The organism is Agromyces sp. NPDC055661, assembly GCF_053618135.1.
The window spans coordinates 768371-784763 of the sequence record NZ_JBSHHC010000002.1 but is presented as its reverse complement, the minus strand read 5'-3'; the positions used below and the strand labels follow the sequence as shown (position 1 = coordinate 784763).

Below are 16393 nucleotides of genomic sequence, written 5' to 3'. Positions count from 1 at the left end.
AACGTGCGCTGGACGCTACGGAGTGCTGGACCGGCTCGAGCTTGTGGCTGCGGTCTCGCCCGTGGTGTTCTCACCCTCGACGCCATCGTCGAGAGAGTCGGAGTCGGACTCGATTTCGTCTGAGTCTACCTCAGCGTCGGGTCCCTTCCATTCACGGCCGGGAACGTACGGCGAGGGCTCGTCGCCGAGGTGCCGGCGGCGCTGCACGAAGTAGAGGACGATGCCGAGCACGACCGCGGCCCACGACGCCCACACGTTCACGCGCACGCCGAGGAACATCTCGCTCGGATCGACGCGGATCGCCTCGAAGAACGCGCGGCCCGTGCCGTACCAGATCAGGTAGAGCGCGAACGCCTTGCCCCAGCGCAGGTTGATGCGGCGCTCGAGGAAGATGATGAGCGCGGCGCCCGCGAGGTTCCAGACGATCTCGTAGAGGAACGTGGGGTGGAACAGCGTGCCGGCGGCGAGGCCGGCCGGGAACGCGGCGTTGTCGGACTCGATCTGGAGACCCCACGGCAGGTCGGTCGGCATGCCGAACAGCTCGTGGTTGAACCAGTTGCCGAGGCGGCCGACGGCCTGGGCCACCAGGAGGCCCGGCGCGAGCGCGTCGGCGAACGACCAGAACCGGATGCCGGTGAAGCGGCAGCCGATCAGGACACCGATGGCGCCGCCGATCAGCGAGCCGTAGATGGCGTTGCCGCCCTCCCAGATGTTCCAGATCGCGCCCGGCTGGAACGGGTTCCAGACGTTGGCGCCCGGGTAGAAGTAGTCGTCGGGGTGCGTGAGTACGTGGTACAGGCGCGCGCCGATGATGCCGAGCGGCACCGCCCACAGCGCGATGTCGAGCACGACGCCGGGCTCGGCGCCGCGCTTCGTGAGGCGGCGACCGGTGATGATCACCGCGAGCACGATGCCCGCGAGGATGCACAGCGCGTACATGTGGATGTTCAGGGTCCAGCCGAAGATCGGGATCTCGAGGACCTGCCACGCGTAATCCGGGCTCGGGATGCTGAACGGAGCGATCACGCCGTCGACTGCCTTTCGTCAGGGGGTGCGGCCGCCGTGGCGGCCTCCAAGAGCGTACTTCACTCGGGCTGCGTGCCGCGTGCGAGCTCCGCCGCCAGCTCGCCGGCGGCGGCGACCCCGCCGTCGGCCAGCGCCTTCACGAGCGCCGAGCCGACGATCGCGCCGTCGGCGTACTCGAGCACCTCGGACACCTGCGCGGCCGTGGAGATGCCCAGGCCGACGCAGCTCGCGGGCGAGCCCGCGTCGGCGAGGCGGGACACGAGCGTCCGCGCGGCGTGGTCGACGTCGCTGCGCGCGCCCGTGATGCCCATGGTCGAGACGGCGTAGACGAAGCCGCGGCTCGCATCGACGGCCTGCGCGATGCGCGCGTCGGTCGAGGTGGGCGCCGCGAGGAAGACGCGGTCGAGCCCGGTGCGCTCGGATGCCGCGATCCAGTCCGCCGCCTCGTCGGGGATGAGGTCGGGCGTGATGAGGCCCGCTCCCCCGGCCGCGGCGAGGTCGTCGGCGAAGCGGTCGACGCCGTACTGCACGACGGGGTTCCAGTAGGTCATGATCAGCACCGGGGCATCCGTGCGCTCGGTGATGCGACGCACCGCCTCGAAGCCGTCGGCGAGGCGGAACCCGTTCTGGAGGGCCCGCTGCGTCGCCGCCTGGATGACCGGTCCGTCCATGACCGGGTCGGAGTACGGCAGCCCGAGCTCGAGCACGTCCACGCCGTGCTCGACGAGCGCGACGGCGGCCTCGACGCTCTCGTCGAGCGTCGGGAAGCCGACCGGGAGGTAGCCGATGAGGGCGCCCCGCGCCTCCTCGTTGCGGCGGCGGATGACCGGCCCGACCGTCCTCATTCGGAAGCTCCCTCGTCGTACAGGTCGAAGTACTTCGCCGCGGTGTCCATGTCCTTGTCGCCCCGACCCGAAAGGCTCACGAGGATCGTGGCGTCGGGTCCGAGCTCGCGGCCGAGCTCGAGCGTGCCCGCGAGGGCGTGCGCCGACTCGATGGCGGGGATGATGCCCTCGGTGCGCGTGAGCAGGCGGAGCGCCTCCATGGCGGCGGCATCCGTCACCGGGAGGTACTCGGCACGGCCGATCGCGGCGAGCCAGGCGTGCTCGGGGCCGACGCCCGGGTAGTCGAGGCCCGCCGAGATCGAGTGCGACTCGATCGTCTGGCCGTCCTCGTCCTGGAGCAGGTAGCTGCGGGCGCCGTGCAGCACGCCGGGGCGGCCCTTGGTGATGGTCGCGGCGTGGCGCTCGGTGTCGACGCCCTCGCCGCCGGCCTCGTAGCCGACGAGGCGTACGGCGGCGTCGTCGAGGAAGGCGTGGAAGATGCCGATCGCGTTCGAACCGCCGCCGACGCACGCGGTGACCGCGGTGGGCAGCGCACCGGTGAGGTCGAGCACCTGCTGGCGGGCCTCCTCGCCGATGATCTTCTGGAAGTCGCGAACCATCTCGGGGAATGGGTGCGGGCCGGCGACCGTGCCGAAGATGTAGTTGGTGGTCGCCACGTTCGTGACCCAGTCGCGCATCGCCTCGTTGATGGCGTCCTTGAGCGTGCGCGAGCCCGCCTTCACCGCGACGACCTCGGCGCCGAGCAGCCGCATGCGCGCGACGTTGAGCGCCTGGCGCTCGGTGTCGACCTCGCCCATGTAGATCGTGCACTCGAGGCCGAACAGGGCCGCCGCGGTCGCCGTGGCGACGCCGTGCTGGCCGGCGCCCGTCTCGGCGATCACACGCGTCTTGCCGATGCGCTTCGTCAGCAGCGCCTGGCCGAGCACGTTGTTGATCTTGTGCGAGCCCGTGTGGTTCAGGTCCTCGCGCTTCAGGATGATGCGCGCACCGCCGGCGTGCGCGGCGAACCGCGGCACCTCGGTGATGATCGATGGCCGCCCCGTGTAGCTGCGGCCGAGCTCGGCGAGCTCCTCGCCGAACGCGGGGTCGAGCTTCGCGAGGTCGTACGCCTCGCCCAGCTCGTCGAGGGCGGCGACGAGGGACTCGGGCACGAAGCGCCCGCCGAAGTCGCCGAAGTACGGACCGGTCTGCGCTCTCAGCGCCATGTCACACCGCCAGGAAGGCTCGGAGGTTTTCGATGGGGTCGCCCGTGACGAGCGCCTCGCCGACGAGGACGACGTCGGCGCCCGCGGCGCGGTAGTGCGCCACGTCGGCCGCCGACAGCACCGCGGACTCGGCGACCTTGATCGCGTCGGCCGGGAAGCGCGCGGCGAGCCGGCCGAAGAGGTCGCGGTCGAGCTCGAACGAGGAGAGGTCGCGGGCGTTCACGCCGATGAGCCGGGCGCCGAGCGCGGCGGCCCGGTCGAGCTCCTCGGCGGAGTGCGTCTCGACGAGCGGCGTCATGCCGAGCTCGACGATGAGGTCGAAGAGCTCGCGCAGGATGGCGTCGTCGAGCGCCGCGACGATGAGGAGCACGAGGTCGGCGCCGGCGGCGCGGGCCTCGAGCACCTGGTACGGCGTCGCGATGAAGTCCTTGCGCAGCACGGGCAGCGCCACGGCGGCGCGCACCGCCTCGAGGTCGTCGAGCGACCCGCCGAAGCGGCGCCCCTCGGTGAGCACGCTGATCGCGCTCGCCCCGCCCAGTTCGTAGGTGCGGGCGAGCGCGGCGGGGTCGGCGATCTGCGCCAGCGCGCCGCGCGACGGGCTCGAGCGCTTGATCTCGGCGATGACCTTGATGTGCTCGGCGGGGCTCAGCACCTCGAGGGCGTCGATGGCCGCCGGACGCGCGAGCGCGGCGCGCTCGACCTCGGCGAGGGGGCGCGCCTCACGGCGCGACAGAGAATCGGCGACCGCATTCGCCGTCAGCTCGGACAGCACGCGTCAGTGCACCCTCTCGGCGGTCTTCGCGCCGCCGACGCCGTAGCCGGCGCGGGCGAGGATCCAGCCGACGATGGCGCCGATGAGGAGCAGGCCCGCGGAGGCCCAGACGAGCCACTGCACGTCGAAGAAGAACGCGACCGTGCCGATGACGAACGCGATGAGCATGATCGTGACGGAGGTCCACGCCGCGGGCGAGTGTCCGTGGCCGGGATCTGCGTGCTCAGTGCTCATGATGCTCCTTCGTTGCGGGGTTCGGGGGTCAGTCTAGCGGCTGGCACCGGTCGGGCCTTCGCCCGTCGCGGCGTCGTCGGCGGGCACGTCGGGCACCGCCGTCGCGTCGTCCGCATCGGCTCGGGCGGATGCCGCGGGGGTGTCGGGCGGGTCGGTCGAACGGGTCGCGGCGGGCTCGTCGTCGGCCGCGTCGGGCTCGTCGTCGGCCGCGTCGGGCTGGTCGTCGGTGGGGTCGTCCCCGCGGCTGAGCTCGTCCCAGTCGTCGACGGCGCGATCGGATGCCGCGCGCTCGCGGTCCCCGGCCGAGCCGGGCTCCTCGGTGTCGGCCAGGCGCACTCCGCGATACCGGCGCGAGGACGCGGGCCAGCGGGTGCCGGTGACGAGCACGGCGATCCCCGCGAGGACGAGCAGCACGCCGCCGGCGATCGCCGCGACGGGCCACGCGGTGGCGGTCGCCGAGGCCACGAGCTCGGCGGTCGGTCCGGAGCCGGTGACGCCCGTGGCATCCGTGACCGCCGGGGCGACCGCGGCCACCGGATCGCCCAGCGAGACGCCGGCCGCGAGGAGGACGCAGCCGCCGAGGAGGATCTCGAGCACGCCGAGGACGATCCGGATGCCCGGTCCGGCGATCGCCAGCGCGGCGACGAGCGCCAGCCCGGCGAGGCCGAGCGCGGCGAGGGCGGGCGAGGCGACGCTGCCGGGCACGGCGATCGCCTCGCCGCCCGCCGCGGCATCCGCGAGCCGGAGCTCGTACCAGGTCTGGCTCCACGAGAGCAGCGCGAGGCCGGCGCCGATGATCGTGACGACGATGACCGGCAGCTTCATGCGCGCGGCGGTCACTCGACCCTCCGCATCGCGTTCGCGACGGCGACCGCGCGCAGCGGCGCCGCGGCCTTGTTCACCGACTCCTGGAACTCGGACTCGGGCACCGAGTCGGCCACGAGGCCGCCGCCCGCCTGCACGCGCGCCACGCCGCCCGAGATGGTGGCCGTGCGGATCGCGATCGCGAGGTCGGCGTCGCCGCCGAAGCCGAAGTACCCGACGACGCCGCCGTACAGGCCGCGCTGCGCGGGCTCCAGCTCGTCGATGATCTCGAGCGCGCGCGGCTTCGGCGCGCCCGAGAGCGTGCCGGCCGGGAAGGTCGCACGGAACACGTCGACCGCGTTCGCGTCATCCCGCAGGTCGCCCTCGACCGACGAGACGAGGTGCATGATGTGGCTGAACCGCTCGACGCGCATGAACTCGGTGACCTCGACCGATCCCGCGAGGCAGACCTTCGCGAGGTCGTTGCGGGCCAGGTCGACCAGCATGAGGTGCTCGGCCTGCTCCTTCGGGTCGGCCACGAGCTCGGCCTCGAGCTCGGCGTCCTGCTCGGGCGTCGCGCCGCGCGGCTTGGACCCCGCGATCGGGTGCGTGAACACGCGGCCGTCCTGCACCTTCACGAGCGCCTCGGGCGACGAGCCCACGATCCAGTACGGCTCGCCCGCCGGGTCCTCGAGGTGCAGCACGTACATGTACGGGCTCGGGTTGAGGCTGCGCAGCACGCGGTAGACGTCGAGCGGGTGCGCGGTCGCCTCGAGCTCGAACCGCTGCGCGATCACGACCTGGAAGATGTCGCCCTCGCGGATGTACTCCTTCGATCGCTCGACGGCGGCGAGGAAGTCGGCCTTCTCGGTGCGTTGCGCGGGGCTCGCGGCGGTCGAGAGGTCGATCTCGGCGAGCCACGCCTCGGACGGGCGGGCGAGGCGCCGCTGCATCCGGTCGAGTCGCTCCTGCGCGTCGACCCAGAGCGCATCGGCCGCGTCGTCGCCGTCGTTGAGCACGGATGCCACGAGCTGCACGGTGCCGGTGCGGTGGTCGATCACGACGAGCTCCGACACGAACGAGAACGCCTGTCCCGGCATCGGGAAGTCGGCGGGCGGGCGATTCGGCAGGTGCTCGATCTGGCGGATCGCCTCCCACCCGATGAAGCCCACGAGGCCGCCGGTGAGCGGCGGCGCGCCCGGCACGTCCTCGGTGCGCCAGCGCTCGAACAGCGCCTCGAGGGCGGCGAGCGGCGCGAGGTCCGCGGCGTCGCCCAAGGCGCGTTCCGCGCTCAGCCCGTAGTCCTGCCACTCGACGCGGCCGTCGTGCTCGGTGAGCACGCCGTAGGACGAGGCGCCCACGAACGAGTACCGCGACCAGATGCCGCCCTGCTCGGCGGACTCGAGCAGGAACGTGCCCGGTCGCCCCTCGGCGAGCTTGCGGTAGATGCCGACCGGCGTCTCCCCGTCGGCGAAGAGCTCTCGCGTCACGGGGACGACGCGGCGGCCGGGCAGCAGCGCGGTGAACTCCTCGAAGCTCGTGGTGGCGGGCACTCGGGTCTCCTCGTCGTCTCGGCGGGTGGGGTCGTCAGTCGGCCGCAGCGGGCGCGATGCCCTTCCGCACCTCGAGCGGGTCGCCGTCGAAGCAGGTGCGCGTGCCGGTGTGGCAGGCCGCGCCGACCTGCTCGACCGTGACGAGCAGCGTGTCCGCGTCGCAGTCGAGGGCGGCGGCGCGCACGTACTGCACGTGGCCCGAGGTGTCGCCCTTGCGCCAGTACTCCTGTCGCGAGCGGGACCAGAAGGTCACTCGGCCCTCGGTGAGCGTGCGCCGCATGGCCTCCCGGTCCATCCAGCCGAGCATGAGCACCTCGCCGGTGCCCTCCTGCTGGATGATCGCCGGCAGCAGCCCGTCGGCATTGAAGGTCGCGCGGTCGAGCGGGGATCCGTCAGGCGTCCACGCCTCGTCGTCACGCTCAAGCTCCTCGTCGCCCGGTTCGCTCATCGCACGACCCTCCCCTCGGCCGCGAGGGCGGCCTTGACCTCGGCGATGGTGATCTCGCCGTTGTGGAACACGGATGCCGCGAGCACCGCGTCGGCACCCGCGGCGATCGCCGGCCCGAAGTCGCCGACGGCGCCGGCACCGCCCGAGGCGATCACGGGGACGCTCGCGAGCTCGTGCATGAGCGCCGTGAGCTCGAGGTCGAAGCCCTGCTTCGTGCCGTCGGCGTCGATGGAGTTCACGAGCAGCTCGCCCGCGCCGAGCTCGATGGCGGTGCGCGCCCACTCGAGCGCGTCGAGGTCGGTCTCGGTGCGGCCGCCGTGCGTCGTCACGACGAAGCCCGACGGCGTGCGGTCGGAGCGCTTCACGTCGAGCGAGAGCACGCACACCTGCGCGCCGAACCGGTCGGCGATCTCGGCGACGAGCTGCGGGCGCGCGATTGCGGCGCTGTTCACGCCGATCTTGTCGGCGCCGTGCCCGAGCAGGCGCGCGACGTCCTCGGCGGAGCGCACGCCGCCGCCGACGGTCAGCGGGATGAAGACCTGCTCGGCGACGCGCTGCACCATCCCGTAGGTGGTGGACCGGTCGTCGACGGTCGCGGTGACGTCGAGGAACGTGAGCTCGTCGGCGCCCTGGTCGGAGTAGCGCGCGGCGAGCTCGACGGGGTCGCCCGCGTCGCGCAGGTTCTGGAAGTTGACGCCCTTGACGACGCGGCCGCCGGCCACGTCGAGGCACGGGATCACTCGGACGGCGAGGGACATGCGCGCTCCCCTACAGTCGTGCCGCGTGGATCGCGCTCACGAGGATCGCCCGCGCGCCCAGTGCGTACAGGTCGTCCATGACGTGGTTCATGTCCACGCGCGGGATCATGACGCGCACGGCCGCCCAGTCCTTGTCGTGGAGCGGCGACACCGTGGGCGACTCGAAACCCGGCGCGACGGCCGTGGCGGCCTCGAGCGCGGTCAGGGGCACGTCGTAGTCGAGCATCACGTACTGCCGGGCGACGAGCACGCCCTGGAGGCGCCGCATGAGCGTGTTCGTGCCCGGCTTCTCGATGCCGGAGCCGATGAGCACGGCCTCGGAGTCGAGGATGACCGGGCCGAAGATGTCGAGGCCCGCCTTGCGCAGCGTGCCCCCGGTCGAGACGACGTCGGCGACGGCATCCGCGACCCCGAGCCGCACGGCCGACTCGACGGCGCCGTCGAGCTTCACGAGCTTGGCCGTGACGCCGTTGCGCTCGAGGAAGGCGCCGACGAGGCCCGGGTAGCTCGTCGCGACCCGGACGCCCTGCAGGTCGGCGAGCACCGAGTACGCCCCGGGCGGGCCGGCGAAGCGGAAGGTCGAGTCGCCGAACCCGAGCGGTGCGATCTCGGTCGCGTCGGAGCCCGAGTCGAGCAGCAGGTCACGGCCGGTGACGCCCACGTCGAGCGCGCCGGAGCCGACGTACGTGGCGATGTCACGCGGGCGGAGGTAGAAGAACTCGACCCCGTTGCGGGGGTCGGCGACGATGAGCTCGCGCGGGTCGCGGCGGCCGGTGTACCCGGCCTCGTAGAGCATCTGCGCGGCGGTATCGGAGAGCGAGCCCTTGTTGGGCACGGCGATTCGGAGCATTCCCTGGCTTTCGTGTCGACGGAATCGATCTGCGGTCATGGCGGATCAGAGATGTCGGTACACGTCGGCGAGCGTCAGGCCCTTCGCGAGCATGAGCACCTGCAGGTGGTAGAGCAGCTGCGAGATCTCCTCGGCGGTCTCGTCGTCGCCCTGGTACTCGGCGGCCATCCAGACCTCGGCCGCCTCCTCGACGATCTTCTTGCCGATGGCGTGCACGCCCGCGTCGAGCTGGCGCACGGTGCCGGAACCCTCTGGGCGGGTGGTGGCCTTGTCGCTGAGCTCGACGAAGAGGTCGTCGAAGGATTTCACTCCCTTAGGCTACCGGTGCGCGTGGGTGTGCGCCGACGCGGCGTCGCGCAGCGACGCGATGCGCTCGGCCGGCACTTCGCCGCCGAACACGGCGGAGCCCGCGACGAACGTGTTCGCGCCCGCTTCGGCGGCGATGCCGATGGTATCGGCGGTGATGCCGCCGTCGACCTGCAGCCACACGTCGAGGCCTGCGTTGCGCACGGCGTCGGCCACGCGGCGCAGCTTCGGCATGGTCTCGGGGATGAATGACTGTCCGCCGAAGCCCGGCTCGACGGTCATGATCAGCACCTGGTCGAACTCGGGCAGGAGGTCGAGGTAGGGCGTGGCATCCGTGCCCGGCTTCAGCGCGATGCCCGCGCGCGCGCCGATCTCGCGCAGCCGCCGTGCGAGCGACACGGGCTCGCCCGCCGCCTCGGCGTGGAACGTGACCGAGGCCGCGCCGGCCTCGGCGTAGCCCGGCGCCCAGCGGTCGGGGTCGTCGATCATGAGGTGCACGTCGAGCGGGATGGGCGAGACCTGCTGCAGCCGCTCGACCATCGGCAGGCCGAACGTGAGGTTCGGCACGAAGTGGTTGTCCATGATGTCGACGTGCACCAGGTCGGCCGACGCGATGCGCCCGAGCTCGCGCTCGAGGTTCGCGAAGTCCGCGGCGAGGATGCTCGGGTTGATGCGCGTCGTCATGCCGCCAAGCCTAGCGAGCGGCCTCCGGGGCATCCGTCGTCGTTCGCTGCACGAGCGCGACGAACATCGCGTCGGTGCCGTGACGGTGCGGCCAGAGCTGCGCGGTCTCGGGCGCACCGGCGAGGTCGAGCGGATGCCGCGCCACGCCCTGCACGACGGCCTGCGTGTCGAGCTGCCGGATGCCGCCGCCCCATCGCCGGAGCGCCGCGTTCAGCGTCCCGTGGGTCTCGGCGGTGTGCGGCGAGCAGGTGACGTACGCGAGGATGCCGCCCGGTGCGAGCGCTCGCACCGCAGCGTCGAACAGGTCGCCCTGCAGCCGCGTCAGCTCGGCGACGTCGGACGGCGCCTTGCGCCACCGCGCCTCCGGCCGTCGCCGGAGCGCGCCGAGCCCGGTGCACGGGGCGTCGAGGAGGATGCGGTCGAACCCGTCGGGGGCGCCGAACTCGGCCGCGTCGACCGCTCGGCCGTCGCCCACGCGGACCTCGACGGGCAGCGGCACCCCCGCGATCGCTCTGCGTACGAGGTCGGCGCGGGTCGGGACGAGCTCGTTCGCGGCGAGCACTGCGCCGCCCGAGGCGGCCTCGGCGGCGAGCACGGCGGTCTTGCCGCCGGGGCCGGCGCACAGGTCGAGCCAGCGCTCCCCCGGCCGCACCGGTGCCGCGCGGGTGAGGGCGAGCGCGGCGAGCTGCGACCCCTCGTCCTGCACGCGGACCCGACCCTCGGAGGACTCGGCCGCGGCGATCGCGTCGTCGGCGACGCCGCCGATCGGCGAGTACCGGTCGGGTTCGAAGCCCGGGAAGTCGTCGACGTCGGCGCCGAGGCCCGGGAGCACCGCGAGGTTCACGCGGGGCGAGGCGTTGTCCGCGGCGAGCAGCGCTTCGAGCTCGTCGCCGCGGCCCTCGTGCTCGAGCGCGGCGCGGAACGCGCGCACGATCCACTCGGGGTGGCTCTCGAGGCGCGCGAGGCGCTCCTCCTCGCTGTGCGCGCCCTCTGCGATGAGCTCGCGCCAGCCCTCGGGCGACGTGCGGGAGATCGTGCGCAGCACCGCGTTCGCGAAGCCCGCTGCCTTCGGCTCGACCCGGCGGGCGAGCGCGACCTGCTCGTTGACCGCGGCGTGCGTCGGCACCCGGGTCGCGAGCAGCTGGTGCGCGCCGAGCCGCAGCACGTCGAGCACGGCGGGGTCGATCGCGGACGTCGGGCGGCCGGCGGCGAGCTCGATGACCTGGTCGTACGTGCCCTGCCGACGGAGCGTGCCGTAGGTGAGCTCGGTCGCGAGCGCGGCGTCGGCCTTGCTCAGCCCGGCCCGGCGGATGCGCACGGGCAGGAGCAGGTTCGCGTAGGCCTCATCGGCGCGCACGGCCGCGAGCACGTCGTACGCCACGAGCCGTGCGGGCGAGACGCGTTCGTCGCGGCGGCCGGTGCGGTTGCGTGCGGGGCCGTGCCCGCGGGCGCCGCGTGCGCCGCCTCCGCCCCGCTCGGCGCTCATCGCGCCACCGCCCCGTCGCGGCCGGAGCCGCGCCACCAGTCCGCCGCGGACATCGCGGTGCGGCCGGCCGGCTGGACGCGGTGCAGCTCGAGCGCGCCCGTGCCGGTGCCGACGAGGAGGCGTCGCCCGACGAGCTCGAGGGCGCCCGGGGCGAGCGCCGCGGCATCCGTCGCCGGCGTCTTGCTCGCCTCGCCGAGGTCGAGCACCTTGACGCGCTGCTCGTCGACCGTGGTCCACGCGCCGGGCTCGGGCGTGACGCCGCGGAAGCGGCTGCGCACCGCGTCGGCGGAAGCCGTCCAGTCGAGCCGCGCGTCGTCGATGCCGAGCTTCGGCGCGAACGTGGGCTCGCCCGCCTGCGGCGTCGCGGAGGCCGATCCGTCGGCGATGCCGTCGACCACCTCGGCGAGCAGGTCGGCGCCCTCGTGCGCGAGGGTGTCGAGCAGCTCGCCTGCGGTGCCGTCGCCCGACGGTCGGGCCCGCATGGCGAACACGTCGCCCGCGTCGAGCTCGGGCACGAGCTGGAACACGGATGCCCCGGTCTCGGCGTCGCCGGCGATGAGTGCGTGCTGCACGGGGGCGGCACCGCGCCAGGCCGGCAGGAGCGAGAAGTGCAGGTTGATCCAGCCGTGCGAGGGCGCCGACAGCAGCGGCTCGCGGACGAGGCCGCCGTAGGCGACGATGACGCCGAGGTCGGGTTCGAGCCCGAGGATGCGCTGCGTCGTCGGCTCGTCGAGCCGCGCTGCCTCGATGACGGCGAGCCCGAGTCGCTCGGCCGCGGTGGCGACCGGCGCGGGCGTCAGGACGCGCTTGCGCCCCTGCGGCGCCGCGGGGCGCGTGACCACCGCCACGATCTCGTGCCCGCTCGCGGCGAGTCGTTCGAGCGACGGGACGGCGGCGGCCGGCGTGCCGGCGAACACGAGACGGAGCTTCTGCACACTCCATTGTGGCCGACGGCCGCGCACGGCAGGCGCGGGACCGACGAGCCGGCAGCATCGCAGGCGGTGTCAGGGCACGTCTGGGTCGTCGAACCGCACGCGCAGCACCGGCGGTCGCCGCACGGGTCGCCCGGCGACGGGCCGCCGTCGCTCGGTCGCCACGCGGATCATCTCGGCGCGCAGCTCGCGCGCGACCCGTGCGCCCGCGCCGTAGTCGAACCGCACGATCGCCCGCTGCAGGCTCGCGTCCTCGTCGCCGGTGGGCGCCGGTCCGAGCACGTCGACGCCCGCGATGCCGCGCATCGCGTCGACGGCCCGCGTGACGGCGGCGTGCCCGGCGGTGACGCTCGCGACCCGCACCGCGGGCGGGAAGCGCAGCGCGCGCCGCGCCGCCAGCTCGGTGGCCGCCCACTCGGGTTGGCGCCACGTCGAGAGCGCCGTGGCCAGCGCGCCGCCGACGCCCACGAGGAACACCGGCGCGCCCGGAGCCGCCAGCGCGCTGGCGTTCGACCACCACCGCAGGCAGTCCTCGGCGACGCGCAGGGACTCCCGCAGCAGCATCCGCTCGCCGTCGAGGAGCAGGACGGCCCGGTAGCCGCCGTCGGCGAGGGGCTCGGCGCCGCGCGTGGCGACGACGAGCGCCGGCTCGGCGCCGACGCGCAGCACGGGACGTTCGCCGTCGGAGAGGATCACCCGGGCGCGCGGGAAGGCGCGGCCGAGCTCCTCGGCGGTGCGGCTCGCGCCCACGGTCGCCGCGCGCAGGCGCGTGCCGTCGCACACCGGGCAGCGCCAGCCGCCCGCGCTCGTGCCGCACAGCACGCAGCGCGGGTCGCCGCCGCCGCGCGGCACCACGAGCGTGCCCCCGCAGGCCGCGCAATGGGCCGGCTCCCGGCAGCGGTCGCACGCGAGCAGTGGGGCGTTGCCCGGGCGGGCGACCTGCACGAGGACCGGGCCCTCGCGGACGGCCTCCTGCGCCTGCCGCCAGGCCGCCGACGGGATGCGCGCCGATCCCGGCTCGGGGCTCGCCTGCTGCTCGGTCATGACGACCTTCGGGCGCACCTGCGCGGCCGGCTCGATCGCATGCACCCAGCCGATCCCGACGAGCCGCTCGACCTCGACGCTGCGGGTGTGGGCCGCGAAGAGCAGCGCGGCACTGCTCTGCTCCTGGCGCACGAGCGCCGCGTCACGCGGATGCACGCCCGGGGCGAGCGGTTCGTTGAGGAGCGCGTCGCCGTCGTCCCAGATCGCGATCAGGCCGAGTCGGGCGGCCGGCGCGTACACGGTCGAGCGGTTGCCGACGATGATGCGGGCGTCGTCGCGCGTGGCGTCGAGGAACGCGCGGTAGCGGTCGCCGCCCGACTGGCGGGCGTCGGTGCGCAGCACGCGTCGCGGGTCGACGAGGGCGTGGAGCGCCGCCTCGAGCTGCTCCTGGTCGCGGTAGTCGGGCACGACGAGCAGCGCCGAGCGGTCGCCGTGCAACGCGTGGGCGGCCGCCTGCGCCAGCGAGACGGCCCACGCGCCGACCCACTCCCCCGTCGGCAGCCGCAGCGGACGCGGATCCGCGCCGAGGGTCATCCGCTCGCCGCGGTCGATGCCCCCTTCGATCGCGCCGGCCGGCGCCCCGTGGATCGGCGGGGGCGCGTCGGGCAGGGGGCCGGGGTCGGGCGGCGAGGCGAGCCACGACCGCTCGACCCGCACGTAGCGGCTGGGGACGGCGAGGCGCAGGATGTCGCTCGCGTTGCCCGCGGCCCGGTCGGCGACGGCGCGCGCGAGCGTCCACACGTCGGGGACGAGCGTGGGCACGTCCGAAACGACGTCCTCGAGCTCGCTCAGCGTGCCGCCGTACTCGCTCGTGTCGGCGAGCTCGACGAGCCACCCGTCGGCGATCCGGCCGCCGGTGCGCAGCGGCACGCGCACCCGGACCCCGGGGCGCGCCCGCTCGCGGAGGGGTTCGGGCACCGCGTAGTCGAAGAGCTGGTCGAGCTGCGGCAGGGGCGAGTCGACGAGCACCCTGGCGACGGCGCCGCCCGGCACGTCAGAGCCCGGCGGCGCTGCGGAGGTCGTCGAGGCGGTCGAGCCGCTCCCAGGTGAACTCGGGCAGTTCGCGGCCGAAGTGGCCGTAGGTCGCGGTCTTCGCGTAGATCGGGCGCAGCAGGTCGAGGTCGCGGATGATCGCCGCAGGCCGAAGGTCGAACACCTCGCGGATCGCGCCGATGATGCGCTCGTCGGGCACGTGGGCGGTGCCGAACGTCTCGACGTAGAGGCCGACGGGCGCCGCCTTGCCGATCGCGTACGCGACCTGCAGCTCGATCCGATCGGCGAGCCCGGCCGCGACCGCGTTCTTCGCGACCCAGCGCATGGCGTACGCCGCCGAGCGGTCGACCTTCGACGGGTCCTTGCCGCTGAAGGCGCCGCCGCCGTGCCGGCTCGCACCGCCGTACGTGTCGATGATGATCTTGCGCCCGGTGAGGCCCGCGTCGCCCTGCGGTCCGCCGATCTCGAAGCGGCCGGTCGGGTTGATGAGCACCGAGAGGTCGGAGCGCGAGAGCTCGACGGTCTCGAGCACCGGCTGGATCACGAGCTCCTCGACCTCGGCGCGCAGCTGCTCGGTCGAGACGGCCGGCGAGTGCTGCGTCGAGAGCACGACGGTCTCGATCGTGCGCGGCACCTGTCCGTCGTAGCCGACGGTGACCTGGGTCTTGCCGTCGGGACGCAGGTAGTCGAGCTCGCCCTGCTTGCGCACCGCGGCGAGCCGCTCGGCGAGCCGGTGCGCGAGCCAGATCGGCACGGGCATGAGCTCGCGGGTCTCGCGGGTGGCGTAGCCGAACATGATGCCCTGGTCGCCCGCGCCCTGACGGTCGAGGGCGTCGTCGCTGTCGCGCTCGCGGGTCTCGAAGGCGTTGTCGACGCCCTGCGCGATGTCGGGCGATTGCCCCCCGATCGACACGGAGACGCCGCACGAGCGGCCGTCGAACCACACGTCCGACGAGTTGTAGCCGATCGAGGTCACGCGGTCGCGCACGATGGCCGGGATCTCGACGTACCCGGTCGTCGTCACCTCGCCCGCCACGTGGACGAGTCCGGTCGTGACGAGCGTCTCGACGGCGACGCGGGCGTGCGGGTCGACGGTGAGCAGCGCGTCGAGGATCGAGTCGGAGACCTGGTCGCAGATCTTGTCGGGGTGACCCTCGGTGACGGATTCGGAGGTGAACAGTCGGAGTGCGCTCATGTCGTGGGCTCGTGTTCCTTCGTGGTGTCGGCGTCGGCCGCTGAGGTCGTCACCATCGAGACAACCACGTCGAGGATGTCATGGGCCACTGATGTCTTCGTTCCGTGTGCTCGTGTGACGATGCCGCCGTCGGGTCCGATCACCACGATGCGGTTCTCGTCGCTCGCGAACCCCTCGTGCCAGCCCACGCGGTTCACCACGAGCAGGTCTGCGCCCTTCGCCTCGCGCTTGGCGCGACCGAGCGCGAGGAGCTTCTCGTCGTCGGGCTCGGTCTCGGCGGCGAAGCCCACGAGCAGCGTGCCGTCGTGGGGCGCGTGGCCGAGCCCGGCGAGGATGTCGGGATTGCGCACGAGCTCGAGCGTCAGCCCGGCGTCGCTCGCGTCCTTCTTGAGCTTCGACTCGCTCACGTCGGCCGGACGGTAGTCGGCGACGGCGGCCGCCATCACCACGACGTCGGCGCCGCGTGCGGCGTCGGTCACGGCATCCTGCAGCTCGAGCGCGGTCGAGACGCGGCGGAGGTCGCAGCCGTCCGGGTCGGGCACCTCGAGGTTCGCGGCGACGAGGGTCACCTCGGCGCCGCGCGTGCGAGCGGCCTCGGCGATGGCGACGCCCTGCTTGCCGCTGGAGCGGTTGCCGAGGAACCGCACGGGATCGAGCGGCTCCCGCGTGCCGCCGGCGGTCACGACGACGCGCAGGCCCGCGAGGTCGCGTCGACCGGATGCCGCGGCGACCTCGAGCGCGGCGGCCGCGATCACGTCGGGCTCCTCCATGCGCCCGGGCCCGCTGTCGGCACCCGTGAGCTGGCCGACGGCCGGCCCGACGACGGTGACCCCGCGCGAGCGGAGGGTGGCGATGTTCGCCTGGGTCGCCGGATGCCGCCACATCTCGGTGTGCATCGCGGGCGCGATGACGACCGGCGCCTCGCTGGCGAGCACGGTGTTGCCGAGCAGGTCGTCGGCGAGGCCCGTGGCGAGCTTCGCGATCGTGTTGGCCGTGGCCGGCGCGATCACGATGAGGTCGGCGGCCTGACCGATGGCGACGTGGCGGACCTCGGCGACACCCTCGTAGAGGTCGGTGTGCACGGGGTTGCGCGAGATCGCCTCGAGCGTCGGACGGCCCACGAAGCGGAGCGCGCCCTCGGTGGGCACGACGTGGACGTCGTGCCCGGCGAGCACGAGCGCGCGGACGACGCCGACGGCCTTGTACGCCGCGATGCCGCCGGTGATGCCGACGACGATGTTGAGCCGCGACATCCGCG

At 73.7% G+C, this 16393-nt stretch carries 17 protein-coding genes; all 17 read right to left on the bottom strand.

Features of this window, described 5'->3' with window-relative positions:
- Window positions 1-15 precede the first annotated feature (15 nt).
- Entirely contained in the window at window positions 16-1026 is a 1011-nt protein-coding gene (lgt, locus tag ACWGO8_RS17255) for a prolipoprotein diacylglyceryl transferase (RefSeq protein WP_452044210.1), read from the bottom strand.
- 59 nt (window positions 1027-1085) lie between these two features.
- The gene (gene trpA / locus ACWGO8_RS17250; protein ID WP_452044209.1) at window positions 1086-1871 is read right to left on the bottom strand and encodes a tryptophan synthase subunit alpha; all 786 of its coding nucleotides are present in this window, start codon (window positions 1869-1871) and stop codon (window positions 1086-1088) included.
- Complete coding sequence (gene trpB / locus ACWGO8_RS17245; protein ID WP_452044208.1) at window positions 1868-3076, bottom strand: tryptophan synthase subunit beta; 1209 nt, start codon at window positions 3074-3076, stop codon at window positions 1868-1870. The genes trpA and trpB overlap by 4 nt, the downstream gene beginning before the upstream one ends.
- 1 nt (window position 3077) lies before the next feature.
- Window positions 3078-3848, bottom strand: coding sequence for an indole-3-glycerol phosphate synthase TrpC (gene trpC / locus ACWGO8_RS17240; protein ID WP_452044207.1), 771 nt, complete (start codon window positions 3846-3848; stop codon window positions 3078-3080).
- Between the two features lie 3 nt (window positions 3849-3851).
- Complete coding sequence (locus ACWGO8_RS17235) at window positions 3852-4082, bottom strand: DUF6704 family protein (RefSeq protein ID WP_452044206.1); 231 nt, start codon at window positions 4080-4082, stop codon at window positions 3852-3854.
- Window positions 4083-4115: 33 nt separating this feature from the next.
- A complete protein-coding gene (locus ACWGO8_RS17230) occupies window positions 4116-4922 on the bottom strand; it encodes a Trp biosynthesis-associated membrane protein (protein WP_452044205.1) in 807 nt (268 codons plus the stop codon).
- Entirely contained in the window at window positions 4919-6439 is a 1521-nt protein-coding gene (locus tag ACWGO8_RS17225; protein WP_452044204.1) for an anthranilate synthase component I, read from the bottom strand. The genes ACWGO8_RS17230 and ACWGO8_RS17225 overlap by 4 nt, the downstream gene beginning before the upstream one ends.
- Before the next feature lie 34 nt (window positions 6440-6473).
- Window positions 6474-6887: a phosphoribosyl-AMP cyclohydrolase gene (gene hisI, locus ACWGO8_RS17220; protein ID WP_452044203.1), complete on the bottom strand. Its 414-nt coding sequence runs from the start codon at window positions 6885-6887 to the stop codon at window positions 6474-6476.
- Complete coding sequence (hisF, locus tag ACWGO8_RS17215; RefSeq protein ID WP_376954849.1) at window positions 6884-7645, bottom strand: imidazole glycerol phosphate synthase subunit HisF; 762 nt, start codon at window positions 7643-7645, stop codon at window positions 6884-6886. Before hisF ends, hisI begins: the two co-directional genes overlap by 4 nt.
- A 10-nt stretch (window positions 7646-7655) precedes the next feature.
- Entirely contained in the window at window positions 7656-8495 is an 840-nt protein-coding gene (gene hisG, locus ACWGO8_RS17210; RefSeq protein WP_452044202.1) for an ATP phosphoribosyltransferase, read from the bottom strand.
- Between the two features lie 45 nt (window positions 8496-8540).
- On the bottom strand, window positions 8541-8804 hold the full coding sequence (locus ACWGO8_RS17205; protein WP_148734894.1) for a phosphoribosyl-ATP diphosphatase: 264 nt from the start codon (window positions 8802-8804) through the stop codon (window positions 8541-8543).
- 9 nt (window positions 8805-8813) lie between these two features.
- On the bottom strand, window positions 8814-9485 hold the full coding sequence (gene rpe / locus ACWGO8_RS17200) for a ribulose-phosphate 3-epimerase (protein WP_452044201.1): 672 nt from the start codon (window positions 9483-9485) through the stop codon (window positions 8814-8816).
- A 10-nt stretch (window positions 9486-9495) separates the two neighbouring features.
- Window positions 9496-10971 carry an RsmB/NOP family class I SAM-dependent RNA methyltransferase gene (locus ACWGO8_RS17195; protein ID WP_452044200.1) on the bottom strand — a complete coding sequence of 492 codons (1476 nt, stop codon included), beginning with the start codon at window positions 10969-10971 and terminating at the stop codon, window positions 9496-9498.
- Complete coding sequence (gene fmt, locus ACWGO8_RS17190) at window positions 10968-11906, bottom strand: methionyl-tRNA formyltransferase (protein WP_452044199.1); 939 nt, start codon at window positions 11904-11906, stop codon at window positions 10968-10970. The genes ACWGO8_RS17195 and fmt overlap by 4 nt, the downstream gene beginning before the upstream one ends.
- A gap of 69 nt (window positions 11907-11975) precedes the next feature.
- A complete protein-coding gene (locus tag ACWGO8_RS17185) occupies window positions 11976-13940 on the bottom strand; it encodes a primosomal protein N' family DNA-binding protein (protein ID WP_452044198.1) in 1965 nt (654 codons plus the stop codon).
- Between the two features lies 1 nt (window position 13941).
- Window positions 13942-15135 (bottom strand): methionine adenosyltransferase, encoded by a 1194-nt coding sequence (gene metK, locus ACWGO8_RS17180; protein ID WP_452044197.1) that lies wholly within the window; start codon window positions 15133-15135, stop codon window positions 13942-13944.
- On the bottom strand, window positions 15132-16388 hold the full coding sequence (gene coaBC, locus ACWGO8_RS17175; protein WP_452044196.1) for a bifunctional phosphopantothenoylcysteine decarboxylase/phosphopantothenate--cysteine ligase CoaBC: 1257 nt from the start codon (window positions 16386-16388) through the stop codon (window positions 15132-15134). The genes metK and coaBC overlap by 4 nt, the downstream gene beginning before the upstream one ends.
- Between the last annotated feature and the right edge of the window lie 5 nt (window positions 16389-16393).

Coding starts and splice junctions, on each gene's coding strand:
- ACWGO8_RS17235 (WP_452044206.1), bottom strand. CDS start 4,082: ATGAGCACTGAGCACGCAGATCCCGGCCACGGACACTCGCCCGCGGCG.
- trpB (WP_452044208.1), bottom strand. CDS start 3,076: ATGGCGCTGAGAGCGCAGACCGGTCCGTACTTCGGCGACTTCGGCGGG.
- hisF (WP_376954849.1), bottom strand. CDS start 7,645: ATGTCCCTCGCCGTCCGAGTGATCCCGTGCCTCGACGTGGCCGGCGGC.
- trpA (WP_452044209.1), bottom strand. CDS start 1,871: ATGAGGACGGTCGGGCCGGTCATCCGCCGCCGCAACGAGGAGGCGCGG.
- metK (WP_452044197.1), bottom strand. CDS start 15,135: ATGAGCGCACTCCGACTGTTCACCTCCGAATCCGTCACCGAGGGTCAC.
- hisI (WP_452044203.1), bottom strand. CDS start 6,887: ATGAGCGAACCGGGCGACGAGGAGCTTGAGCGTGACGACGAGGCGTGG.
- rpe (WP_452044201.1), bottom strand. CDS start 9,485: ATGACGACGCGCATCAACCCGAGCATCCTCGCCGCGGACTTCGCGAAC.
- hisG (WP_452044202.1), bottom strand. CDS start 8,495: ATGCTCCGAATCGCCGTGCCCAACAAGGGCTCGCTCTCCGATACCGCC.
- coaBC (WP_452044196.1), bottom strand. CDS start 16,388: ATGTCGCGGCTCAACATCGTCGTCGGCATCACCGGCGGCATCGCGGCG.
- ACWGO8_RS17195 (WP_452044200.1), bottom strand. CDS start 10,971: ATGAGCGCCGAGCGGGGCGGAGGCGGCGCACGCGGCGCCCGCGGGCAC.